The 22,304-nt window shown below is 62.2% G+C and carries 15 protein-coding genes; 4 read left to right on the top strand and 11 right to left on the bottom strand.

From position 1 onward, the window contains the following. Window positions 1-10 precede the first annotated feature (10 nt). The 6 genes from PH603_RS02760 to PH603_RS02735 are packed head-to-tail and all read right to left on the bottom strand — an operon-like array spanning window position 11 to window position 9,156. Window positions 11-2,020 carry a S9 family peptidase gene (locus PH603_RS02760; RefSeq protein ID WP_289504399.1) on the bottom strand — a complete coding sequence of 670 codons (2,010 nt, stop codon included), beginning with the start codon at window positions 2,018-2,020 and terminating at the stop codon, window positions 11-13. Window positions 2,021-2,041: 21 nt separating this feature from the next. Next, window positions 2,042-4,579 carry a CehA/McbA family metallohydrolase gene (locus PH603_RS02755; protein ID WP_289504398.1) on the bottom strand — a complete coding sequence of 846 codons (2,538 nt, stop codon included), beginning with the start codon at window positions 4,577-4,579 and terminating at the stop codon, window positions 2,042-2,044. A gap of 30 nt (window positions 4,580-4,609) precedes the next feature. Continuing rightward, the gene (locus PH603_RS02750) at window positions 4,610-5,938 is read right to left on the bottom strand and encodes an acetyl ornithine aminotransferase family protein (RefSeq protein ID WP_289504397.1); all 1,329 of its coding nucleotides are present in this window, start codon (window positions 5,936-5,938) and stop codon (window positions 4,610-4,612) included. 11 nt (window positions 5,939-5,949) lie between these two features. Continuing rightward, entirely contained in the window at window positions 5,950-6,735 is a 786-nt protein-coding gene (locus PH603_RS02745; protein ID WP_289504396.1) for a CoA-transferase subunit beta, read from the bottom strand. Next, window positions 6,732-7,580, bottom strand: coding sequence for a CoA transferase subunit A (locus PH603_RS02740; protein WP_289504395.1), 849 nt, complete (start codon window positions 7,578-7,580; stop codon window positions 6,732-6,734). The genes PH603_RS02745 and PH603_RS02740 overlap by 4 nt, the downstream gene beginning before the upstream one ends. 7 nt (window positions 7,581-7,587) lie before the next feature. After that, window positions 7,588-9,156 (bottom strand): aldehyde dehydrogenase family protein, encoded by a 1,569-nt coding sequence (locus PH603_RS02735; RefSeq protein WP_289504394.1) that lies wholly within the window; start codon window positions 9,154-9,156, stop codon window positions 7,588-7,590. 133 nt (window positions 9,157-9,289) lie between these two features. On the opposite strand from PH603_RS02735, the gene PH603_RS02730 reads away from it, so the two are divergent. Both PH603_RS02730 and PH603_RS02725 read left to right on the top strand, forming a co-directional pair. Continuing rightward, a complete protein-coding gene (locus PH603_RS02730) occupies window positions 9,290-10,081 on the top strand; it encodes an IclR family transcriptional regulator domain-containing protein (protein WP_289504393.1) in 792 nt (263 codons plus the stop codon). Between the two features lie 88 nt (window positions 10,082-10,169). Beyond that, on the top strand, window positions 10,170-10,994 hold the full coding sequence (locus PH603_RS02725) for a mechanosensitive ion channel family protein (RefSeq protein WP_289504392.1): 825 nt from the start codon (window positions 10,170-10,172) through the stop codon (window positions 10,992-10,994). Between the two features lie 23 nt (window positions 10,995-11,017). Here the strand turns inward: PH603_RS02725 and PH603_RS02720 are convergent, their stop codons facing one another. Further along, entirely contained in the window at window positions 11,018-12,805 is a 1,788-nt protein-coding gene (locus PH603_RS02720; RefSeq protein WP_289504391.1) for an AMP-dependent synthetase/ligase, read from the bottom strand. Between the two features lie 209 nt (window positions 12,806-13,014). Here PH603_RS02720 and PH603_RS02715 point away from each other — a divergent pair, with 209 nt between their 5' ends. Next, window positions 13,015-14,235 (top strand): PAS domain-containing protein, encoded by a 1,221-nt coding sequence (locus PH603_RS02715; protein WP_289504390.1) that lies wholly within the window; start codon window positions 13,015-13,017, stop codon window positions 14,233-14,235. Between the two features lie 55 nt (window positions 14,236-14,290). Then, the gene (locus PH603_RS02710; protein WP_289504389.1) at window positions 14,291-19,105 is read left to right on the top strand and encodes an NAD-glutamate dehydrogenase; all 4,815 of its coding nucleotides are present in this window, start codon (window positions 14,291-14,293) and stop codon (window positions 19,103-19,105) included. Window positions 19,106-19,183: 78 nt separating this feature from the next. Here PH603_RS02710 and PH603_RS02705 read toward each other — a convergent pair whose 3' ends face one another. The 4 genes from PH603_RS02705 to infC all read right to left on the bottom strand — a co-directional run bounded on the left by PH603_RS02705 (window position 19,184) and on the right by infC (window position 22,189). After that, the gene (locus PH603_RS02705; RefSeq protein ID WP_289504388.1) at window positions 19,184-20,032 is read right to left on the bottom strand and encodes a pirin family protein; all 849 of its coding nucleotides are present in this window, start codon (window positions 20,030-20,032) and stop codon (window positions 19,184-19,186) included. 110 nt (window positions 20,033-20,142) lie between these two features. Beyond that, a complete protein-coding gene (locus tag PH603_RS02700; RefSeq protein WP_289504387.1) occupies window positions 20,143-21,051 on the bottom strand; it encodes a LysR family transcriptional regulator in 909 nt (302 codons plus the stop codon). Between the two features lie 2 nt (window positions 21,052-21,053). Continuing rightward, window positions 21,054-21,545, bottom strand: coding sequence for a hypothetical protein (locus PH603_RS02695; protein ID WP_289504386.1), 492 nt, complete (start codon window positions 21,543-21,545; stop codon window positions 21,054-21,056). A 122-nt stretch (window positions 21,546-21,667) separates the two neighbouring features. Further along, window positions 21,668-22,189, bottom strand: a complete 522-nt coding sequence (infC, locus tag PH603_RS02690) for a translation initiation factor IF-3 (protein WP_289504385.1) — start codon at window positions 22,187-22,189, stop codon at window positions 21,668-21,670. Between the last annotated feature and the right edge of the window lie 115 nt (window positions 22,190-22,304).

Raw genomic sequence — 22,304 nt, 5'->3', positions numbered from 1 at the left:
GGCCGCAGTCTCACTTCTTCATAAAACGGTTATACCAGCCCAGCGTCTGCTGCAAGCGATGGACCAGATAACTCGGCACTGTGATGCCGTGATGCTGGCCCGGATAGATCACGAACCGGGTCTCGATATCGAGCGAGCGAAGCGCCTGATACATCTGCTCGGCCCCGAGGCACGGCACATTGTAATCAAGCTCCGCGCACTGGAAGAGCGTCGGGGTCTTGATCCGGTCGGCATGAAGGAACGGATAGCCGGTGCGGGTATAGACCTCGAGATTGGTCCAGGGCGTGCCGAGCTCCAGCTCGTAAAGCGCGGTATATTGGTCGTGGCCATAGTTGGCGAGCGGGTTCGAAGCCCCCGCCCCCGATACCGCCGCCTTGAAACGCGTGTCGGACGCGATCAGATAATTGGTGAGAATGGACCCGTAGCTCCAGCCGCCCACCCCGATCCGGTCGGGATCCGCGACGCCCATCTCGACCGCCTTGTCGATCCCGGCGAGCACGTCTTTCACGTCCACATTGCCCCAGTCGGCATAGATGGCCTTGGCGAAATCAAACCCGCGCCCCGATGACCCGCGCGGATTGACGGCAAGCACGGCATAGCCGTTCGCTGCATAGACCTGCCAGTCCCAGTTAAACTCGTGGGAAAACTGGTAAACCGGCCCGCCATGCACCCGCACGATGGTGGGATAGCGCTTGCCGGGCTCGTAGCCCGCCGGTTTGGTAAGCATCGCGTGGATTTCAACGCCGTCCGACATCAGCTTGATGTCTTCGGCGGCATGCAGGTCCACACCTTTCAGGAAATCGTTATGGCGGCTGATCGGCCGCAGCTTCTTTTCAACCGCTGAGATCGCATTGGGTGCGGTGTCGGTGCTGTCCAGAATGACCGTACGCCCCGCTGCCATATCGAAATCATAGGCAAAGCGCTTGCCGGAGGTCAGGTACGTTACCTTGTCGGTCGCGAGGTCGATCCGGGCGAGCCACATGGCTTCCGGCTGCTCGACAAGCGCAATGATCGATTTGCCATCATCCGAGAAGCGCGGCTTGTAAACAAAATGGTCGCGCGGGGCGGGGTAGCTTTCCTCGCCCGTCGTCACATCGGCCACTACCATGTCCCACGGCTTGTAATAGATCCATTTATCCTCGCCCGAGCGCAGCCAGACGAGCTTTCGGGAATCAGGCGACCACATGGGCCGGCTTTCCCAGTAAGGGTCCACATCCGTGCCCGAGAAATGCGAAATCTGGCGCGGCGTCGCACCCGCTTCGGGCGCGATCACATAGATATCGTAATTGAGCGTGCGGTCCGCCGTTCTGGCGTCTTCCGTTTTGGCGACATAGGCGATCTGCTTGCCATCGGGTGACCATGACGGCAGCCAGGCATCATTCTCGCCCTCTGTCAGCTGTGTCACCACGCCGTCTGTCAGCGAAACCGTGTAAAGATGCTGGCGCTGGTCGGTCAGATAGCCGCGATAGTCTTCCTTGAACTGGAAACGGTGGATTTCGATAGGCTTTACTGGCCTGTCGCGGCCTCGGCTGTCCTTCTCGGGCGCCGGAGCGTCGCCTTCGGAGACGAAAACCAGCCGGTCGCTTGTGGGCGCCCAGCCGAAATCGCTGATCCCGGCGGAGAGGTTTGTCACCTGCCGGGGCGCGGCGCCACCGGCAGCCGGCATCAGCCAGACCTGTGCGGTCTCGTCCTCGCCGCGATCCGAAAGGAAAGCGATCCAGCGGCCATCGGGCGACCAGGCGGGCGACCATTCGCTGGCGAACGGCGTATCGGTCAGCCGCGTTGCAACCCCGCCCTTGTAGGGCGCCACATAAAGATCGCTGACCGTGGCGTCGGCGTCGGCGTTGCGGGTTTCAACCGCATAAACGACCGAGAAACCATCGGGCGACAGGCTCGGGGAGGAAAGGTCTTCAAGGTTATAAAGGTCGCCGATCTCGAACGGCCTTTTCCCTTCCGCCAGCACCGGCGCAAACCCCAGTGCCACCAGCGCAATCGCGCCGCCGATCCCCCGCAAACCCATCGTATTCCCCTTGAAAACGTCCTACATTCTGGCTTCGTACGCCGCCCGCGCCGCTTCCAGATAGTCGAGCGTGGCGCGGAATTCCTCTTCCGTGTTGAAGTCGGCCTTGCGGGCGGTTGCCGCCTCGATCACCCGGTCCATCCAGCGCTTCAGGTATGCCGCATCCGCGTTGGCCTCGGGCGCGGGCATATCCTTCACCTCCACCCACACCGGATTGGTGGTGGCATAGGGGTAGATGTCCTGAACAATGGAATCGGCGTCGCCGACCGCGCGCAGGACCAGCCAGCCGGAACCCGGCAGCTCGATCTCGCCAAGGAAATGCCCGGCGCGGCCTTCATCCGAAAGCTGCAGCGTCTGGATAACTTCACCGTTGAAGACAAGCTCGGCGCGATTGACGGGCACAGGCGAGCGCAGTGCCAGTTCGACCGCGACCTTGCCGGGGGCGGCCATCGTCAGCGTGTCCCCTGGGCGCACGTCACCGGCGCGCAGACCCACAAGCGGCCCGTTCGTGACAAAGCCATGCCCGGCCTTCAGGGCCGCCTTCAGCGTTTCAGGCTCGGTATTTTCAGCCCGCAGGAATACGCGGTTGAGGCCAACGGGCCCGCGCAGCGACGCATAATTCGTCATGGCATCGGTGCCGGCGCCAGCCGCCAGCTTGTAGCCAAGGTTCAGGAACTTGTACCAGACCTCGGCCGTTGCCAGATGATCGGAGAAACCGACGACCTCCAGATAATCGGCCCGGCCGTTTGCCACATCCGCCGGCAGCATGTGCGACAGGGCGGCAGGTGCCTCGGGATCGGGTATCCAGTCGAAGGGGTGGACATAACCGACAAGGGCATTCTGGGCGTGGGCGAGATCGGCAATCGTGCCGCCATGCGGATAGGGCGAGGCCAGGCCGGTGTGGCGGTAGCTCGCAAAATCGGGCAGCAGCAGGTGATCATCCAGATGCAGCAGCCCCTGATGGCCCCAGAAGCTGGTGTGATATTCCTGCCCCCAGTAAACGGTCACGCCGTTCACCCGGTCGGCGCCCGTGTGGAAATCTTCCACATTGGGGATGCGCTGTTCCTTGTTCACGATGAGATTATAGATGACGTCCAGATCCTCGGCCTTCGCCTCGGCGGCCATGGTCTCGACCGTCTGTTTGTAGGCGCCGCCATAATTCATATGAACATGCAGGTCTGCCGACACATGCGTGCCGAAGGTGGAAGGCAAGCCGTTCGCCACCAGCGTGAGGCGCGCTTCTGCCGGCTTTTCTCCAGCCTCGACCGTCACGTCCGCCGGTGTGCGGGCAAAGCCGTGCTGGGCATGTACGGTGACAGCCCCCTCGGGCACCATCAGGCGGCACACGCCGGGGCAGTGGAAATAGCGGGTTTCCTGACTTTGCTTCGCCGCGACGAACGCGTCATCGCCATGCATGCGGGCATCGACCGGGCCATAATAGCGCCCGTCCGCCCCAAGCACACTGACCCGCGCCGGCAGCGGCTGGCCAGCCTCGTCGGCCAGATGCACAGCAAGCGGCCGCATCGTCACGCGCGGCACCCGGCTTGTCGCCGTGATCTGCCGCATGGCGCCGCCAACCATATCAAGCACCCAAAGCGTCAAGCCGCCGGTTTCGTTGCTGATGAAGGCAACCTGTTTGCCATCGGGTGACCAACGCGCATTCTTGCGGTCAAAATCCCCGAAGGTGAGCGGCATGGGCGACTGGCCCTGCCGGTTGGTCAGCCACAGCTGGTGCCACTGGCGGCCTTCATAGCTTGCATAAAGCACCCGCTTGCCATCGGGCGAAATCTCAGGCCGCGCTGCCCATGTTGTTTCTTCCGAGACGACTTTACGGATATCCGCCGGATCGCGCGAGGACACCGACCAGACATCACCGCTGCCCCAGGCAATTTCCCGGTTGGCGACAAACAGCAGCCGCTCGCCGTCCGGCGACCAGCTCGGGTTGATGGCATGATCTTCAACCGCATAATAATAGCGGTCGATGGCGCTCTGGCGCGGCATCACTGCGGTGCGCACGCCCGTCAGGCCATTTTCATCGACATTGGCGACAAACAGGTTGAACTGGCCAGTACCCCGCGTGGAGACAAACGCGAGGCGGCGGCCATCGGGGCTGACGCGCGGCTCCAGATAGCTGTCGCGCCCGTCCGAAAGCCGGGCTTCAAGGCCCTGTTCCATATCCAGCCGCATCAGCTGCAGGCTGTCCTCGCTGTGCCGCACGAAATAAACGTAGCGGCCATCGGGCGAAACATCAGGCTGATAGTCGTAGCCCGGCCCGTGGGTCAGCTCGACCGCTTCTTCGCTATCCAGATCCTGCCGCCACAGCGAGCCGCCCATCGAATAGACAAGCGCCTTGCCATCCGGCGTGAAGGCCACCGACGACGGGCCTGCCGTCAGCTGCGGCAGATACATTTCCCGCCAGTAATAGCTGTGGGGCAGGGTGAGGCTCTGGAGGACCGGCTGGCGCTTGGCGCCGTCCTGCGCGACCGTTGCCGGGGTCATCATCATGAGCCCTGCGCCGATCATCAGGATCTGCTGAAACCGTTTTGTCCTCATTGTCATCCGGGCCTCCCTGCCCACACTGGCGTGCGATCAATTTCTCTCGGCCAGAACCTCCTCGAGGCTGGCCTCGATGATGGTCATGGCCTCGTCCACATCGGCCTTCGAGATCATCAAGGGCGGAATGAAGCGGACGGTGCTGATCCCGCACGATAGAAGCAACAGGCCGTTATGGAAAGCCCGTGTCAGGAGGGCATCGCAAAGTTTTGTCGCAGGCTTTTTGCTGGCCTTGTCTTCCACCAGTTCCATGCCGATCATCAGGCCCGGCCCGCGCACGTCGCCGATCACATCAAAGCGGGTGGCGAGATCCTTCAGGCGTTCGGTGAAATAGGCACCAACACTGGCTGCATTCGCGGCATACTCGGCCTCCACAAGTTCAAGCGTGGCGAGGGCCGCCGCACAGCAAACCGGGTTGCCGCCATAGGTGTTGCCGTGCGCCCCGCGCGCCCACTTTTCCATGATCGGCTTTTTGGCGACCACCATGCCGATCGGCATGCCGGAGCCAAGCCCCTTGGCGAGCGTCATGATATCGGGCTTCACGCCGGTATGTTCGGCGGCGAACATCTTGCCCGTGCGGCCAACGCCCGACTGGACCTCGTCGAAAATCAGGAAGATGCCGTGCTTGTCACAAAGCGCGCGCAGGCCTTCAAGGAAGCCCTTGGGCGGCGTGATATAGCCGCCTTCGCCCTGCACGGGCTCGATCAGGATGGCGGCCACCTCATTCGCCGGCACGTTCGATGCGAAAAGGATGTTTTCGATATAGTTCAGCACCGCCTGCCCCTGGTCGTCGCCAGCGAAAAGCGGGCGGTAAGGGTTCGGGTAGGGCACATGGGTCACGCCCGGCATGGTCGGGAAGAAGCCCTTCTGCTGGGTATATTTCGAAGCCGTGCAGGAAAGGCTGCCCATGGTGCGGCCGTGGAAAGCGCCAAGGAAGGCAAGCACACGCGGGCGGCCCGTTACATAACGGGCAAGCTTCAGCGCGCCTTCGACCGCTTCGGTGCCCGACTGGCACATGAAGGAAAGGACAGGCTCGCCCATCGGCGCCAAGCGGTTCATCGTCTCGCCAAGGCGGACCTGATAGTCGTGCCAGTAATCCGACGAGATATGCAGGAACTTTTCCGATGCTTCGCGGATTGCACCGATCACCTTCGGGTGCGCGTGGCCGGTGGAGCAGACGGCAATCCCCGACATGAAATCAAGGAAACGGTTGCCGTCCACATCCCACACCTCGGCGCCCTTGCCGTGGCTCATCACGAAAGGATAGTCGCGCGGGTAGGAGGGCGAAATAACCGCCTTGTCGCGGGCAAGCATTTCCTGTGCCTTGGGGCCGGGAAGAGCTGTCTTGATATGAGGATTCTTCATGATCTGTCTCGTCAGTTCAGGCTGAGGGTTACTTTGGCCGCATGGGCCGTTTTGGTGCGCGCATTGAGGGCGCGCAGGGTTTCAAGTTCGGTTTCTGTGGGCGGGGCGACGCGGCCCGGATTGTCCGCCACCTTCAGCGGCCAGCCGCAGGCGGCAACGGCATCCGCTGCACTCACGCCCTCGAACAGCTCGGTCAGCACCAGTTCGTCGGTCTCGGCGTCGGGGCGCAGGATACCGAAATCGGTGACAAGCGCCTGCGGCCCGTGGCCCGGGTAGGCTTTCGTCTTGCGCTCGCCATTGCCGGCAAGGTGGCCGCTCGAGGTGCGGAAGGCAAGGCTGTCCACAAAGCCCCGTTTGCTCATCCGCATCACGATAAGGATTTCCTTCGCATGGGTCGCAATCTCGGGCGCACCACCCGCCCCCGGCAGCCGGGTCTTCGGCGCCTCGTAAGGCCCGATCACCGTGCTGTTGAGGTTGCCGAACCGGTCGATCTGCGCGGCGCCGAGGAACCCCACATCGATCCGGCCACCTTGCAGATAATGGCTGAAAATTTCAGGGAGCGGCACAACGGAGGTGGCGGTGGCCGCAAGCTCACCGTCCCCGATCGACAGGGGCAGCACCTCGGGCGCTGTCTCCACCGTGCCTGATTCGTAGATCAGCACAAGGTTCGGCGCGTGGGTACGGGACGCCAGCACACAGGCAGCCGACGGCAGGCCGATACCGACGAAGCACACCGCCCCGTCTTTCAGTTGCCGCGATGCCGCCACCGTCATCATTTCATCGAGTGTATAGCTCATGCAACGACCCCCAGCTTTTCAAGGAAGGCGCGATGGTCGGCCACGCCGGTTACATGCGCGGCGATCCAGTCGGTGAAGCCTTCGCGGTCGCGGGCGATATCGTCCCACGCGATATAGAAGCTGTTGTCGCGGTCATAATGGCCCATCGCATAGCTCGGGTAGGCCCCGCCCGGCACGCAAGCGACGGCGGAAACGAGGAAATGTGGCAGGATCACCGCATTCTTTTCGGCGCCCAGGTCATCAACCACCTGTTCGACGGTCGCGATCACCTTGCCAGCCGCAAAGGCAGCCTCCTTCACGGCCCCGACGATCCCTTCGATCAGCACGTTGCCGGCGCGGTCCGCCTTTTGGGCATGGAGGATCGTCACATCCGGGTTCACCGCGCGCACAGCGGTGACAGACGCACCCGTGAAAGGGCAATCCATTTTAGTTGTCCGGCCCGATTGGTGAGCCGCCAGATCATTGTCCGAATGGCCTTTCATCACGGCAAAGGGCAGGCGTGCCGCCCCCGCCGTGTAGGCCGCCGCCATTTCGCCGTGGCTATGTTCGAATATTTCAAGCTTCACGGGCCAGCCATTTTCGACCGCGTCGCGCAACCGGTGCAATGAGCCGACACCTGGGTTTCCACCCCAGCTGAAAGTCAGCCTGTCGGCAACACCCGCGCCGATCATCTGGTCATAGATCAGGTCCGGCGTCATGCGGATCAGGTGCAGGCCACGGATACCCTGCCGGATGATTTCATGCCCGGCGGCAAAGGGGATGAGATGCGTGAAGCCTTCAAGCGCCACACTCATGCCGTCCTTCACATGGAGACGGATCGCCTCCGAGAGCGACATCAAAGCCATTCGAGCGTCACTCCACCACGGTCTGGGACTGTTCGCGCATGTAGCGCGGCAGATAATAGAAGCTGGCGATGGCGCAGCCGGTGTTGCCCGACCCCTTCCAGCCGCCGAAGGGCTGGTAGCCCGGCCAAGCGCCGGTCGTGGCCCCTTGCGGGCGGTTCACATAGGTGACACCGGCTTCCACATGATCGAGGAACCAGTCGACCTCCGCAGCATTGCCGAACACACCCGCCGTGAGGCCAAGCGGTGTGTTATTGATGTGGGACATGGATTCCTCGTTCGATGCCACCCGCGCCACCATCAGGATGGGCAGGAAAAGCTCGCGTGCGAACAGCGGATGGTCGGCGGGCGCTTCCACAAGCGTCGGCGCCACGAAAAAGCCCCTGGCGAAATCGCCTTCCGTCAGCAGCTTGCCGCCTGCGAGGATCTTGCCGCCGCTTGCGGCAAGCTCCGCAAGCAGGGCCTTGTAGCGCTCGTAGGCTTCCTTCGTGGCCACCGGCCCCATATAGACAGGCTTTTCAAGCGGGTTGCCGACAACAAGGCTTTCCACCTGTTTCGTCAGGCGCGCAATAAAGTCGTCTGCAACGACTTGATCGACATAGATGCGCGAAAGGGCCGAGCATTTCTGGCCCGAAAGCCCGAAGGCAGAGCGTGAGCAGCCAAGCACGGCACGCTCAAGGTCCGCGTGCTTCGTCACCATGCAGGCATTCTTGCCGCCCATTTCGGCGATCACCGGCTTCGGGAATTTACCCGCCAGCATCTGGCGCTGGATCGCCATGCCCACCTCGTGCGAACCCGTGAAGGTGACGCCGCCCACATCCTTGTGCCCGACGAGCGCCTTGCCGACCTCGTCGCTGCCGCCACCGAGATCGTTGAACACGCCAGCCGGCAGCCCGGCATCGCGCAGGCAATCGGCGAGCATCCAGCCCGACCAGGGCGTGGAGGGCGCGCCCTTGTGGACGACCGTATTGCCTGTGACGAGCGCCGCCGCAATCGGCCCGCCGGCGAGCGCGAAGGGGAAGTTGAAGGGCACGATCACGGCCCACACGCCATGCGGCTTCATCACCGAACGGTTGGTGGAGACCCAGCCATCCAGCGGATCGTTCGGCAGTTTGCGGTCGAACCCGCCGTTCGCTTCAAAGTCATCGGCATAATGGCGGAAGAAATCGGCTGTTTCCTGCACTTCACCGAGCGCTTCCATCCGGTTCTTGCCAACCTCAAGCGCGACGGCAGCCGCCATCTCATACACCCGTTCCTCGATGATATCGGCAGCGCGGCGCATGATGGCAAGCCGGTCAGCGACCGGGGTCTTGCGCCAGCGGGCTGCTGCTGCCTTCGCCGCAGCGACCGCCGTATCGACGTCAGCGACCGTCGCTTCGGCAAACTCACCCAGCACAAGGCTCGTATCGATGGGGCTGGTGACGCGGGCGTAGGACGCCGCCTTCACATCCTTGCCGCCGATGAAAAGGTCATGCCGGGCGCCAAGGCCGGCGCGCACTTTGGCAGCCGCTGCCTCGAACCGGTCGTGCATTTCGGCAGGGGGGTTGAACATGGTCGAATAGGTCAGGCTGAAGGCCATGATATCGGGCTCCGGACACGCTGGGACTTGACTTATTTTGTGCGTTATGCGAACGATAATTCGTATCTTGTAAAATTACGCGCAAGGACAGAGACTGTCAACCACAGTTCAGCCCTGTGCGGCGGGAGGAATCATGAGCGAGGAAATGGACAAGGGCTTCACCGACGGCCCCGATTATCTGCAGTCGCTGGACCGCGCCCTGATGGTGATCCGCGCCTTCAATGAAAGCGCGCAGATGAGCCAGTCGGAACTGGCGGACGCCACCGGCCTGTCGCGCGCCGTGGTGCGCCGCGTGCTGCTGACGCTCAAGTATCTGGGTTATGCCCGCCAGTCGGGCCGCCAGTTCAGCCTTTCCCCGCGTATCCTCGATCTTGGCTTCAGCTATCTTTCGGCCCTGCCAATCACCGAGATCGCGCTGCCCTTCATGGAAGACCTTGTCCGCCGCGTGCATGAAAGCTGCTCGATGTCGGTCCTGGACGGCGCCGATATCGTCTATGTGCAGCGCGTGGCGGCGCGCAAGGTGATGGCCGTGACGCTGGGCGTGGGTGCACGCCTGCCGGCTCATTGTTCCTCGATGGGGCGCGTGCTGCTGGCGGGCCAGCCCGATGCCGTGCTTGACGAATGGCTGGCGGGCGCCGAGGTGCGGCCGCGCACTGACCTGACGATCACCGACAAGGTGCAGCTCCGGCAGGAAATCATGAAGGTGCGGGTGCAGGGCTATGCCTATGTGCAGGAAGAACTGGAGCGCGGCCTTTGCTCGCTCGCCGTGCCCGTGAAGGATCGCAGCGGTCGGGTGCAGGCGGCGCTCAATTTCGCCATGCCCTATGCTGAAGGCACCCGCGAACGCGCGGTAACGACGCTTGTGCCGGCCCTCCGCGAGGCATCCGCACTTATCGAACGCAGCCTCGCCGCCATCAGCACCTGAGGCCGAAAAGGCAGGATTTTTCCCTTCAATCCCCGCTGCTTGTCGCGCATAATCCGGCGCGATCCATCAGTTCAAGGAGACCTCCCCCATGGATGAAGCGCAAATCCGCGACCTCGTCGACCAGCTCGTGCTGCTCGCCACCACATACGGCCTCAGCGTGCTTGGCGCTGTTGTCATCCTTATCATCGGTTTCTGGCTGGCTGGCCGGGCGCGCCATCTGACCACAAAGGCCCTGGGCCGCACCGGCAAGATCGACGAAACCGTCTCGGAATTCCTCGGCAGCCTTGTCAAATATGTGGTCATCGGCGTCACCATCATCGCCGTGCTTGGCCAGTTCGGGGTCGAGACGACAAGCCTTGTCGCTGTCTTCGGTGCCGCCGGCCTCGCTGTTGGCCTCGCCCTTCAGGGCACGCTCTCGAACGTGGCGGCGGGCGTAATGCTCCTCATCTTCCGCCCCTTCCGGGTCGGCCATTATATCGAGGTTGCAGGGCTCGCCGGCACCGCCAAGGGCATCACCCTGTTCACGACCGAACTGGACACGCCCGACAATATCCGCGTCACCGTGCCGAACGGCATGATCTGGGGCGCCGCGATCCGCAACTTCGGCTACCACGAAACCCGCCGCGTCGACATGACCTTCGGCATCGGCTACGGCATGGATGTCGGCAAGGCCTTCGAGGCCATCCGCGGCGTGATAGAGAAGGACGCACGCATCCTGAAAGACCCGGAGCCGCTTCTTGTCGTCGGCAACCTTGGCGCCAGTTCGGTGGACCTGATCGTCCGTGTCTGGACGCAGGGTACCGAATACTGGAACGTGAAGTTCGACATGACCCGCGCCGTAAAGGAAGCCTTCGACTCGAACGGCATCGAAATCCCCTTCCCGCATCAGGTGCTGATCAGCAAACAGGGCTGAGAAAAAAGCCGGGGCCTTTTACCTCAGTAAAGGGCCTCGAGCTTTTCCTTGTAGGCTTTCGAGACAATATGGCGCCGCACCTTCAGGGTCGGCGTCATTTGTTCATTCTCCACAGAGAATGCCTCGTCCGCGAAGGTGAACTTCCGCACTTTTTCAACGTTCGAAAGCCGCATATTGACCCGCGCCACCGCCGCGTCCACCGCCTTGCGGAAATCGGCATCGGCTTTCAGCGCGTCCATGTCGCTGCCCTTGCCGTGTTTGGCTGCCCATTCGCGCGCCCATTCGGCATCGGGCACGATAAGCCCCACAAGATGCGGCCGGCGGTCGCCGTAAATCATGGCCTGGGCGATTTCATCTTCAAGCGCCAGCATGCCTTCGATCTTCTGCGGGCTCACATTGTCGCCCTTGTCGTTGACGATGATGTCCTTCTTGCGGTCAGTGATCTCGAGATAGCCGTCCTCATCGAGCCGCCCGATATCGCCGGTGTGCAGCCAGCCATCGACGATCACGGCATTCGTCGCCTTCTCGTCGTTCCAGTAGCCCTTCATGACAAGCTCGCCGCGCACGCAAATCTCGCCGTCGTCGGCAATCTTCACCTCGACCCCGTCGAGGATCTTGCCAACCGTATGCATGCGCGGGGCGGCAGGCGGGTTGACCGAAATAACCGGCGCCGCCTCGGTTTGCCCGTAGCCTTGCAACAGCGGCAGGTCGAACGCCGCGAAGAAATAGCCGACATCGGGGGAAAGTGGCGCTCCGCCCGAGACAAGCGCCTTCAGGCGGCCGCCAAAACGTTCGCGCACCTTCTTGCGAACGGTGAGGTCGAGCCCCTTGTCGATGACTTTCTCGATAATCGACAGCGGCTGGCCGTCGCGCTTGCGCTTCAGGCCGAGCTCGAGCGCCTTGTCGAAAAGCTTTGCCTTCAGGCCGCCTTCTTTTTCGATCGCCCGCATCAGACGCGCACGCAGAAGCTCGAACAGGCGCGGCACCACCACCATCACGGTGGGCTTGGCTTCCTCAAGGTTCGCGGCGAGCTTTTCAAGCCCTTCAGCGTACCAGATTTCAGCCCCTGTCGCGACCGGCAGGAATTGGCCTGCGGTATGTTCATAGGCATGGGAAAGCGGCAGGAACGACAGGAAGGCGTTATTTTCAAGCCCGATGGTCTCGAGCACCTTCGCGGCCCCTTCGCAGTTCGAAAGGATGGCCCCGTGCGAAAGCTGCACCCCTTTCGGCGCGCCGCCCGTACCGCTGGTGTAAATCAGGCAGGCGAGATCATCGCGCGTAGTGCCGGCCGCGCGGGCCTTCAAAGCGTCGAGATCGGGTTCAGCGTTCGCCATCACCTTGTCCCAGCGGTGCACATCGCAGTTGAGGCTCTGGCCGAGCCCGGCTTCCTCGATCACGATGGCATGGTTGAGGATATCCGACTGGTGCGCCGCTTTCAGGAAGGTGCGGGCAAGCGCCTTGGTCGATACAATCGCCGCCTTGGCGCCGCTGTTTTCGATGATGTGCAGATAATCGCGTTCGGTATAGGTCGTGTAGGTCGGCACGCTGATGGCGCCCGCCGCCATGATGGCAAGGTCCGAGACGAACCATTCAGGCCGGTTTTCGCTGACAAGCACGACCCGGTCGCCGGCGCGGATACCAAGGCTTGTCAGCACATCAGCGAGCCGCGCCACATCGTCCGCCACCTGCCGCCAGCTCATCGGCACCCAGCCGCGGCCTTCCTCTTTGGCATACAGGAACGGCGCATCCCCGCGCGCTGTCGCCTGCTCGAAAAACATAGCCGTAAGGCTTTCGAAGCGCTTGATCGCCATACCCGTCCCTCAATGTTCTATTGTGATGGTCCCCTCGCTTTCCTATGTGACGCAAAAGGCGGTCGCCTTCAAGCCTTGGCAGCGAAGCAACACCGGACACGAAAGTTGGGCCATGCCCCCGATCGTCCTTGCACCGCGCATCCCGGAATGCCATACCAAGGTCATTGGACGCGACCATCGGGCCGCGAAAGTCAAATGGTTTGAAGGCCATGGACGATAAAGACCAATGGGAATCATCTGAGGGCGCCGCGCCGGCGGGGGAAGAGGACGACTTCTTCACCTACAAGGATGCCGTGGGCGAAGAACGCCGCCTGCATCTGGCAGCTTTCGAATTCTGGCGCAGCCTGCGGGCCGGGCGCGACCTGCCCCTGTTCCGTGACCTGACCGCCGAAGGCCTTTCCCCCTTCAAGGCAAACTGCCTGCTTCTGGATGTATCGAACCCCGGCGAATATCGCGTGCGGGCCATCGGCGAGCGTTTCGCCGTGCTGATCGATCATCCGGTCAGCAAGGGCCACGACCTTTCCGAAATCGGCGATGGCTTCGCGCACGAACTGGTGCAGCTTCTGTCGGCCGAATCGCCCGCCTTCCGCGCTGCCGAGTTCGAATTCACCGAAGACCGCGTCGAAAGCCGGGGCATCATGCTGCCGCTGTCGCTGGACGGTGACGGCGTTCAGTTCCTGATGGTGGTCGCGACCTTCCGCCGCCACAGCACCGAAGGCCTCGCAGAATTCCACACGCCAGCAACCCCGACACCCGCTGCTGAGGCCCCTGTAGCGGTTTCGATGCCGGTTGCCGACTTCCGGCTTGAGGCCGCGTTGCCGCCCGCCCTTGCCGCCGCTGTCGGCGAAGGGGTGGCCGCTGCCAAAAAAGTGGTGAGGATGGATGAAGGCGGTCGTGAAAGTCTTTATGCGGCCCTTGGCCGCGCGCTGGCGATTTACGAGCAGGCCGACAGCGACCCCGCGAGTTTCGAAGCGCTTCTCGGTGACGCCGGAATAAAGGCGCAGGCCCGCGCGCCCTTCACACCCGTGCTGAAGCTCGTTTTCGGCAAGGGTTACGACAAGACGCGGCTGACCGAATATGCAGCCGCCCTCGCCCATGCTGTGAAAAATGGCGTGCGGTCGGAAGATCTTCCCGATTTCCTGATGAAGATGCCGGGCGGCATCAAGGGCTGCGTGCGCGAAGAGCGCAGCACCCGTCGCCGCAAACGCAGCGGCCGCACCGCGCGTGATCCGCTTTCCGGCATCCGGTCGATGGTGGCGGCGATGCCCGCCCGCCGTCTTAAAGATATCGCCGCCGAGGCCGCGCCCGGCGACGACATATGCCTCCTTCTCGCACGCCGCAACGACGACGGCGAGTTAGAGCCCCTTGGCCTTGCCAAGGCGGACCCCAGCCAGCTGACGGCGATCCTGCGCCGCCAGACCTTTACCTGAACATAAAAACATCATGGAGCCGTGCCGCAAGGACGGCACCAGGGGACCAGAAATCGTGACCAGCACCGATCCGCGCCAGCAGAAGATTGCCGATATTGGCCGGCTAGCCCATGAACATCTGGCAGGCGAAACGCTTGCCGACTTCCTTGAATTCGTCGACGCCTTCTATGTCACCGGGCCTGACGACCTTCTGACGTGGCCGGGCGAAACGCTTTTCGCCATCGCCCACGGTATGTATGAGGCATCCGCCAAGCGCACGCCGGGCAAGCCGACAGTGTTGATTTCCAATCCGCGTGGCGGCAAGGCCGGCTGGGAAACCCGCCATACGGTCATCCAGATCATCAATGACGACATGCCGTTCCTTGTTGATTCGATCACCGGCGGCATCAGCCAGACGATGCGCCACCGCATCCATATGATGCACCATCCGATCATCGGCATCGTGCGCGATGATAAGGGCAACCGCGTGAAAGTAGGGGGCGATGACGCCCGCCGCGAAAGCTATATGTTCATCGAGATCGATGCCCAGTCGGACAAAGAGTCCCTGAAGGAAATCGACGCCCATCTCTCGGCGATCCTCGGGGACGTGCGCGCCTGCGTGGTCGACTGGAAAGGCATGCTCGCCAAGATCGATGAAACGGTTGCCTCGCTCACCGTCAACCCGCCGCCGCTGCAGCAGGAACAGGTGGATGAAACCATCCGCTTCCTCCGCTGGCTGGGCGCTGACCATTTTACCTTCCTTGGCTTCCGCGAATATCGCTTCGAAGGCGACGCTGACACCTTCGATTTCACGCAAGTCGACGGCTCCGGCCTTGGCATCCTGCGCGATGCCAACCGTAATGTCCTTCGGGACCGCGACGGCCTGACCCAGATGTCGCCCGAGATCCGCCACTTCCTGTCACGGCCCGAGCCGGTGATCATCACCAAGGCCAACGTGAAATCGACCGTGCACCGCACCTCGCACCTTGATTATATCGGTGTGAAGATTTTCAACCCGCAAGGCCGCGCCGTTGGCGAACGCCGCTTCATCGGGCTTTTCACGTCGCTTTCCTACAGTGAATTTGCCCGCGATGTGCCGCTGCTTCGCCAGAAGGTCGCGAACGTCAAGAAGCGCACCAAGTTCAAGGAACGCTCCTACGCCGCCAAGGCCATCGACCATATCCTCGAAACCTTCCCGCGTGACGAACTGTTCCAGATCGGTGAGGACCGGCTGCTTGATACCGCGCTCGGCATCCTGCAGCTGACCGAACGCCCGCGTCCGCGCGCCTTCGTGCGCCCCGACCGGTTCGAGCGCTTCGTGTCGGCCATTGTCTATGTGCCGCGTGAAAACTATCACTCGGGCCTTCGTACCGCCGTCGAGCAGATCCTGTGCGACGCCTACAAGGGCGAGATTTCGGTTTATTACGCCAACCTTTCGGAATCGGCGCTGGCGCGCTGGCATTTCATCATCCGCACCAAGCCCGGCAGCGTGCCGAAGGCGGACCCCGATGCCATCAACCGCCAGATTGCCGAAGCCGCCCAGGGCTGGACAGACCGCCTGTCGAGCGAGCTCGTCAACCGCCTCGGCGAGGAAATCGGCAACCGCCTGCACCATAAATACAAGGACCGTTTCACGGCCGCTTATCGCGAAAGCTTCGCGCCCGGCCAGGCAGCGTTCGATATCACCCAGCTGGAGGAAGTGGACGGCAAGGACGACCTGCGGGTCGATTTCTACCGCCATCTGGCCGACGGCGAGAACCGCTACCGGCTGAAGCTCTATCACGGCACCAGCCTTGTCGCGCTGTCGAACTGCATGCCGATCCTTGAAAACATGGGCTTCCGCGTCCTCGGCGAATATAGCTACGAGCTGGCCGACCATGCCGGCGGCTATATCCATGATTTCACGCTGGAGCGCGCCAGCGGCATCGGCTCGCCGATGGATGTGATCCGCCCGCTGATCGAAGGCCTGTTCCTGCGCGTCTGGTCGGCCACGGCTGAAAACGACGGCTTCAACCGGCTGGTGCTGGCCGCCGGCCTCGGCTGGCGCGACATCGTGATCCTGCGAGCTTACGGCAAATATCTGCGCCAGCTCGGCCTTGGCTATACGCCTGACTATATCGCCGACTGTATCGTCGAGCATTCGGACGTGGCAGCCCATATCCTGACGCTGTTCCATGCCCAGTTCGATCCCGCCATCAAGGAAAAGGACCGCAAGGCCCTGATCGAAAAGGCCACGGAAAGCGTGAAAAAGGCGCTCGAATCCGTTTCGAGCCTCGATCAGGACCGTATCCTGTCGGCCTACCTCAATGTCGTGCAGGCCACGATGCGCACCAACTTCTACCAGCCGGGTGTGATCGAAGGGGCAGACGAACGCGCGCTCGCCTTCAAGATCCGCTCCCGCGAGGTCAAGGAAGCACCGCTGCCGCGGCCCTTTGCCGAAATCTGGGTCTATAGCCCGCGGGTCGAAGGCGTGCACCTGCGCTCCGGCCCCGTGGCGCGTGGTGGCCTGCGCTGGTCCGACCGCCGCGAGGATTTCCGCACCGAGGTGCTGGGCCTTGTGAAAGCCCAGCAGGTGAAAAACGCCGTGATCGTGCCGCAAGGCGCGAAGGGTGGCTTCTACCCGAAGCAGCTGCCGCCGGCATCCGACCGCGACGCATGGTTCGCCGAGGGCGTGAAATGCTATCGTAGCTTCATTTCGAGCCTTCTTTCGGTCACCGATAACCTTGTGCTGAATGAAGTGGTGCCGCCGAAGGATACGGTGCGCCGCGACAGCGACGACCCCTATCTGGTGGTTGCCGCCGACAAGGGCACGGCTACCTTCTCCGATATCGCGAACAGCATCTCGACCGGCCATAATTTCTGGCTGGACGATGCCTTCGCATCGGGTGGCTCGGCCGGTTACGACCACAAGAAGATGGGCATCACCGCCCGCGGCGGCTGGGTCAGTGTCCAGCGCCACTTCCGCGAAATGGGCATCAACACCCAGCATGACACCTTCAGCGTCGTCGGTATCGGCGACATGGCGGGCGACGTGTTCGGCAACGGCTTGCTTCTGTCAAAGACGCTGCATCTGAAAGCCGCCTTCAACCATATGCATATCTTCCTCGACCCCACGCCCGGCGACTTCGCCGCGCAGTGGAACGAGCGCAAGCGCATGTTCGACCTGCCGCGTTCAACCTGGGAAGACTATGACAAGAAGCTGATCAGCAAGGGCGGCGGCATCTTCGCCCGCTCGGCCAAGTCGATCCCGCTTTCCGCCGAAGTCCGCGAATGGCTAAAGACCGACGCCGAAAGCCTGACGCCGAACGCGCTCATTAACACCATCCTGAAGGCCGAGATCGACCTTCTGTGGTTCGGTGGCATCGGCACCTATGTTCGTGCGTCCGATGAAAGCGACGCACAGGTTGGCGACCGCGCCAACGATGCAGTGCGTGTGACGGCCAAGGAACTGAAAGCCAAGGTCGTCGGCGAAGGCGGCAACCTCGGCATGACCCAGCGCGCCCGCATCGAATGGGGCCGTCGGGGCGGTCGTGGCAACACCGACTTTGTCGACAACTCGGCCGGTGTGGATTGCTCGGACAAGGAGGTCAATATCAAGATCCTTCTGACCGAAGCCATCTCGCGCGGTACACTGAAGCGGGAAGACCGCGATGCGCTCCTCGCCGCCATGACGGACGATGTGGCCGCCATCGTGCTTTCGGATAACTATCTGCAGACGCAGGCGATTTCGCTGGCGGAAGCGCAGGCGACGAAGGCGCGGGAATATCATCTGGGCCTCATCCGTACGCTCGAACGCGACGGCACCCTGAACCGCGAGATCGAGGGCCTGCCCTCGGACGAAGGCTTTGCCGAGCTTGCTGCCAACGACCGCGGCCTTGCCCGGCCGGAGCTTGCGATCCTGATGTCTTACGCGAAAATGTCGCTGTCAGACGTGCTGATCAAAGGCCATCTCATCGATGATCCGGTGCTGACGCCGGAACTGGAATGGGGCTTCCCGACCGTGCTGCGCGAACGCTTCGCCGACGAGCTGAAGGCCCACCGCCTGAAGCGCGAGCTTGTCTCCACCGTTCTCGCGAACGAGGTGGTGAACTGGGCCGGCCTCACCTTTGTCTATGAGATCAAGGAAGAAACCGGCCTTGCGGTCGAGGATATCGTGGCCGCCTTCGTGGTGGTGCGCGAGGTGTTCGAGCTGAAGTCGCACTGGCAGGCAATCAACGCGCTTGATTACCATGTCCCGGCGCGCCTGCAGTATGACATGCACCAGTCGGTATCCGACAGCCTGAAGTCGCAGGTCCTGTGGATGCTCCGTAACCTGCCCCAGCCGTTCGACGTGAAAGCGCTGATCGGTCGTTACAAGGGCCAGGTCCGCGATCTCTTTGATATCTCGGCCGACATCCTTTCCGCCCCCGTGCGCGAAACCTTCGTCCACCGCCGCGACGCCTTCAAGGCCGAGGGCGTGGGCCACGACCTTGCCACCTTCGTGGCAGGCTTTGAGGTGCTGCGCGACGGCCCCGATATCATCGCGGTGGCCGAGGATTCGGGCAAGAAGATCGACTATGCGGCCGAAGTGCACTTTGCCCTTGGCGATGCGCTCGGGTTCGACTGGCTGCGTCAGCGGGCCGAACGTATCCAGACGCACGATCACTGGGATGTGCTGGCCGTCCGTTCGCTTCTCGAGGACCTGTCGGACCAGCAGCGCAGCCTTGCGCTGACGGTTTGCACCGGCGCCGACAAGAAGGCCGCAGCTGTCGCCACCCGCGACTGGCTGAAGGACGAACAGACCCGCATCATCCGGGCAACGCGCCTTGTGGATGACCTGAAAACCTCGGGTGCCTTGTCGGTATCGAAGCTCAGCTTCGCGGCGCGTCACCTGCGCTCGATCCTGCGCTGAGGGAAATTACGGAACAGAAACGCAAAAGGGCCGGTTTTCACCGGCCCTTTTCATTTGCCCCGCTGCATGGGCGATGCTTCACGCGCTTTTGTGGAACTCGCTGCGCATATTTTTGACGAACATGCCGCTGTGCCATTCATTCAGCGTTTCGCGGATTTCGTCTTCCGTATTCATCACAAACGGGCCGTAGCGGGCGACCGGCTCCTTGATCGGGGCAGCGGCCACCAGCAGGAACTCGGTGCCGGCCTCGCCTTCCACGGCAAAACCTTCACCGTCGGTCAGCACTGCCAGATGGCGCGGCGGCACATAGCCGTTTGCAAGCTGCGCCTTGCCCTTGATGCCATAAAGGAAGGCCGTGTGGCCCTTCGGCACATCGAGCATGGCCTTGCCGCCCGTCAGCGTGACGATGGCGTAAAGGGGTGCCACCGTGATGTCACCGATGGGGCCTTTGGCACCCCCGAGCGATCCGGCGATCAGCCGCGCGCTATAGCCTTCGCCCTTCACCACCGGCACATCGGCGGCGCGGGCATCCCGGTATTTCGGGCAGGTCATCTTGTCGCCTGAAGGCAGGTTCAGCCAAAGTTGCAGACCGCGAACGGTTCCTTTGCCCTTCACCGGCTTTTCGCTATGAACAATGCCCCGCCCTGCGGTCATCCACTGGGTATCGCCGGGGCCGATCACGCCGCGATGGCCAACGGCGTCGCGGTGCTCGATCTCGCCCTCGAACATATAGGTGACAGTTTCAAAGCCCCGGTGCGGGTGATCGGGGAATCCGGCGGCGGTATCGGCGAGTTCGAACTCGTCAAGCAGAAGGAAGGGATCAAGCACACTCAGTGCCCGGGTCCCGATGGTGCGATGGACCGTGGCGTCAGCGCCTTCGGCCATCGACTGGGCGGGGAGAAGCCCCGCGATCTGGCGATTTGTCATGGACTGGGTTCCTTTCCCGTCAGGTCATGACCGGAAGATACGCTTGCCGCCCGGGCCCCGCTAGCCATCCGCTTTGAACAACCGCGTTGCAAACGGCGCAACAGCCCGCATCAAAGACCCTTCAAATGGTCCGGTTCCGTGAACCAGTTGGCCAGGAAATCGACAAAGGCGCCGACCTTGATCGGCATCAGCCGCTTTTCGGGATACAGGGCATAAAGCGCCATCGGGCGGCGGAACCAGTCGCCAAGAATGGGCACCAGCCGCCCTTCGCAAAGGGCCTGATAGACAAAGAAGCGCGGCAGGATGGCAATGCCGATCCCGGCGATGGCAGCGCGGGCCTGCGCGATCCCGGAATTGGTGATAAGCGGCCCGTTCACCTTCACCGACATGGGGCCATGGGCGCCGTCGAACCGCCATTGCTCGCTCGCTGTCACGTTCCGGTAAAAGATGCAATCATGCGCTTTCAGGTCTTCCGGCACCTGCGGCGTGCCGCGACGCTCCAGATACTCGGGGCTTGCGACCACCAGCGATTCGAGCGGCAGGATACGGCGGGAGATGAGCGCGCTGTCATCCAGCGAGGCCGCGATGCGCAGGGCAAGATCGTAACCGCCGCCGGTCACATCCACCCGCTCGTCCGAGAGGTCCAGCTCGAACGTCACCCCCGGATTCGCCTTCATGAAGGCGGCAATCGGGTCCATCAGGACAGCTTCACCGAAGGTTTTGGGCGCAGTCATCCGGATAGTGCCGGAGAGATGCTGCCGCGCGCAGCCGGCCTCGGTTTTGAGGTCGTCGAGATCGGACATGATCCGCACACCGCGCTCGTACACCGCCGTCCCCTCTTCCGTCGGCGTCACCCCGCGGGTGGAACGTTTCAGGAGCCGCACGCCAAGCTCTTCTTCCAGCGCCTGGATGCGGCGGCTGGCCACCGATTTAGTGATATGCAGCGCTTTGGCGGCTTCGGTGAGGTTGCCGGCCTCGACAGCGCGGCAGAAGGTGGCGATGGCGGTGATATCAAGCAAGGTCAGACTCCGAAGCCGAACATTTCGCGGGTGGTGCAGGCCACAATATGGGATATGCGGCCCGTTTCGTCCACGAGCGGAACACCGATACCATTGAGACGGATGATCGGGATGCCCAGAAGCCCGATGGTGACAAGGGCGGCAATCGGTGTGCGGGTGGCCACAATATCGTTATCGAGCTCGATGATCGCATTGATGTTGCGAACATCAAGCTCATCAAGGCATTTGCCCGAAAAATCGGCGCCATAATGGCTGATCAGGTCTTCGCCCACACGCAGCATGCGGTATCGGCGCGGGTCTTCCTCGACGCCCACCAGGGAAATATAGGGATCGGCATAGGCCACGGCTTTCAGCTGAAAGGCCTCAAGCGTCGGGATGCCATCCTCAAGTGCTGCCACCCGGCACCAGTGTTCATACACGCGGCGCGGGATGCCGTGCATGCGGGCTATTTCCGCAGGCAGGTCCAAACGTTCACTTCCCATCCGAAGGATCATCAGCCTTCTCCCCGGGGGCCCTGCCTGTAATTTACTGAAAGAAACTGAATAAAAAAGAAACGGCCCCGCCGGTACCGGCAGGGCCATTGTTTCAGAAGTGGGGCGATGCCCGCAACTGGAAGTTATTTCGGCGCGATGACCATGATCATCTGGCGGCCTTCCATCTTGGGGCGCGCCTCGATCTTGGCGTCTTCTTCCATCTCGGTCACGACGCGCTCAAGGACGGCCATGCCGAGGTCCTGGTGCGCCACTTCGCGGCCGCGGAAGCGGATCGTTACCTTGACCTTGTCGCCGTCTTCGATGAATTCGCGGATCTTCTTCATCTTGACGTCATAGTCATGGGTATCGATCCCCGGGCGCATCTTGATCTCCTTGACCTCCTGCGTCCGTTGATTCTTGCGGGCAGCATTGGCTTTCTTCTGCTGCTCGTACTTGAATTTGCCGTAATCAAGAACCTTGCATACCGGGGGTTCGGCATTGGGTGAAATTTCGACAAGGTCCAGACCCGAATCAGCGGCGATTTCCAGCGCCCTCTGGATCGAGACTACACCATGATTCTCACCTTCAGCGCCGATCAGACGGACTTCGCGTTCCCGGATCTGATCGTTGATGCGAGGCCCATCCGATTTGGTGGGGCCCGCCATATTTCCCTTACGTATGTCGGCTCTCCTTCATTTCTGTTTCGACATTTGCCGCCGGAGGGTCGCTCCGGCGGCGGTCACTATAGCGTCATAAAGCTTTGAAAGCGAGGGGCTAGAA

Source organism: Gimibacter soli (assembly GCF_028463845.1).
Lineage (GTDB): Bacteria > Pseudomonadota > Alphaproteobacteria > Sphingomonadales > Kordiimonadaceae > Gimibacter > Gimibacter soli.
Note: the sequence above shows the minus strand (reverse complement) of the source record. Positions and strands in the feature narration are given on the sequence as shown.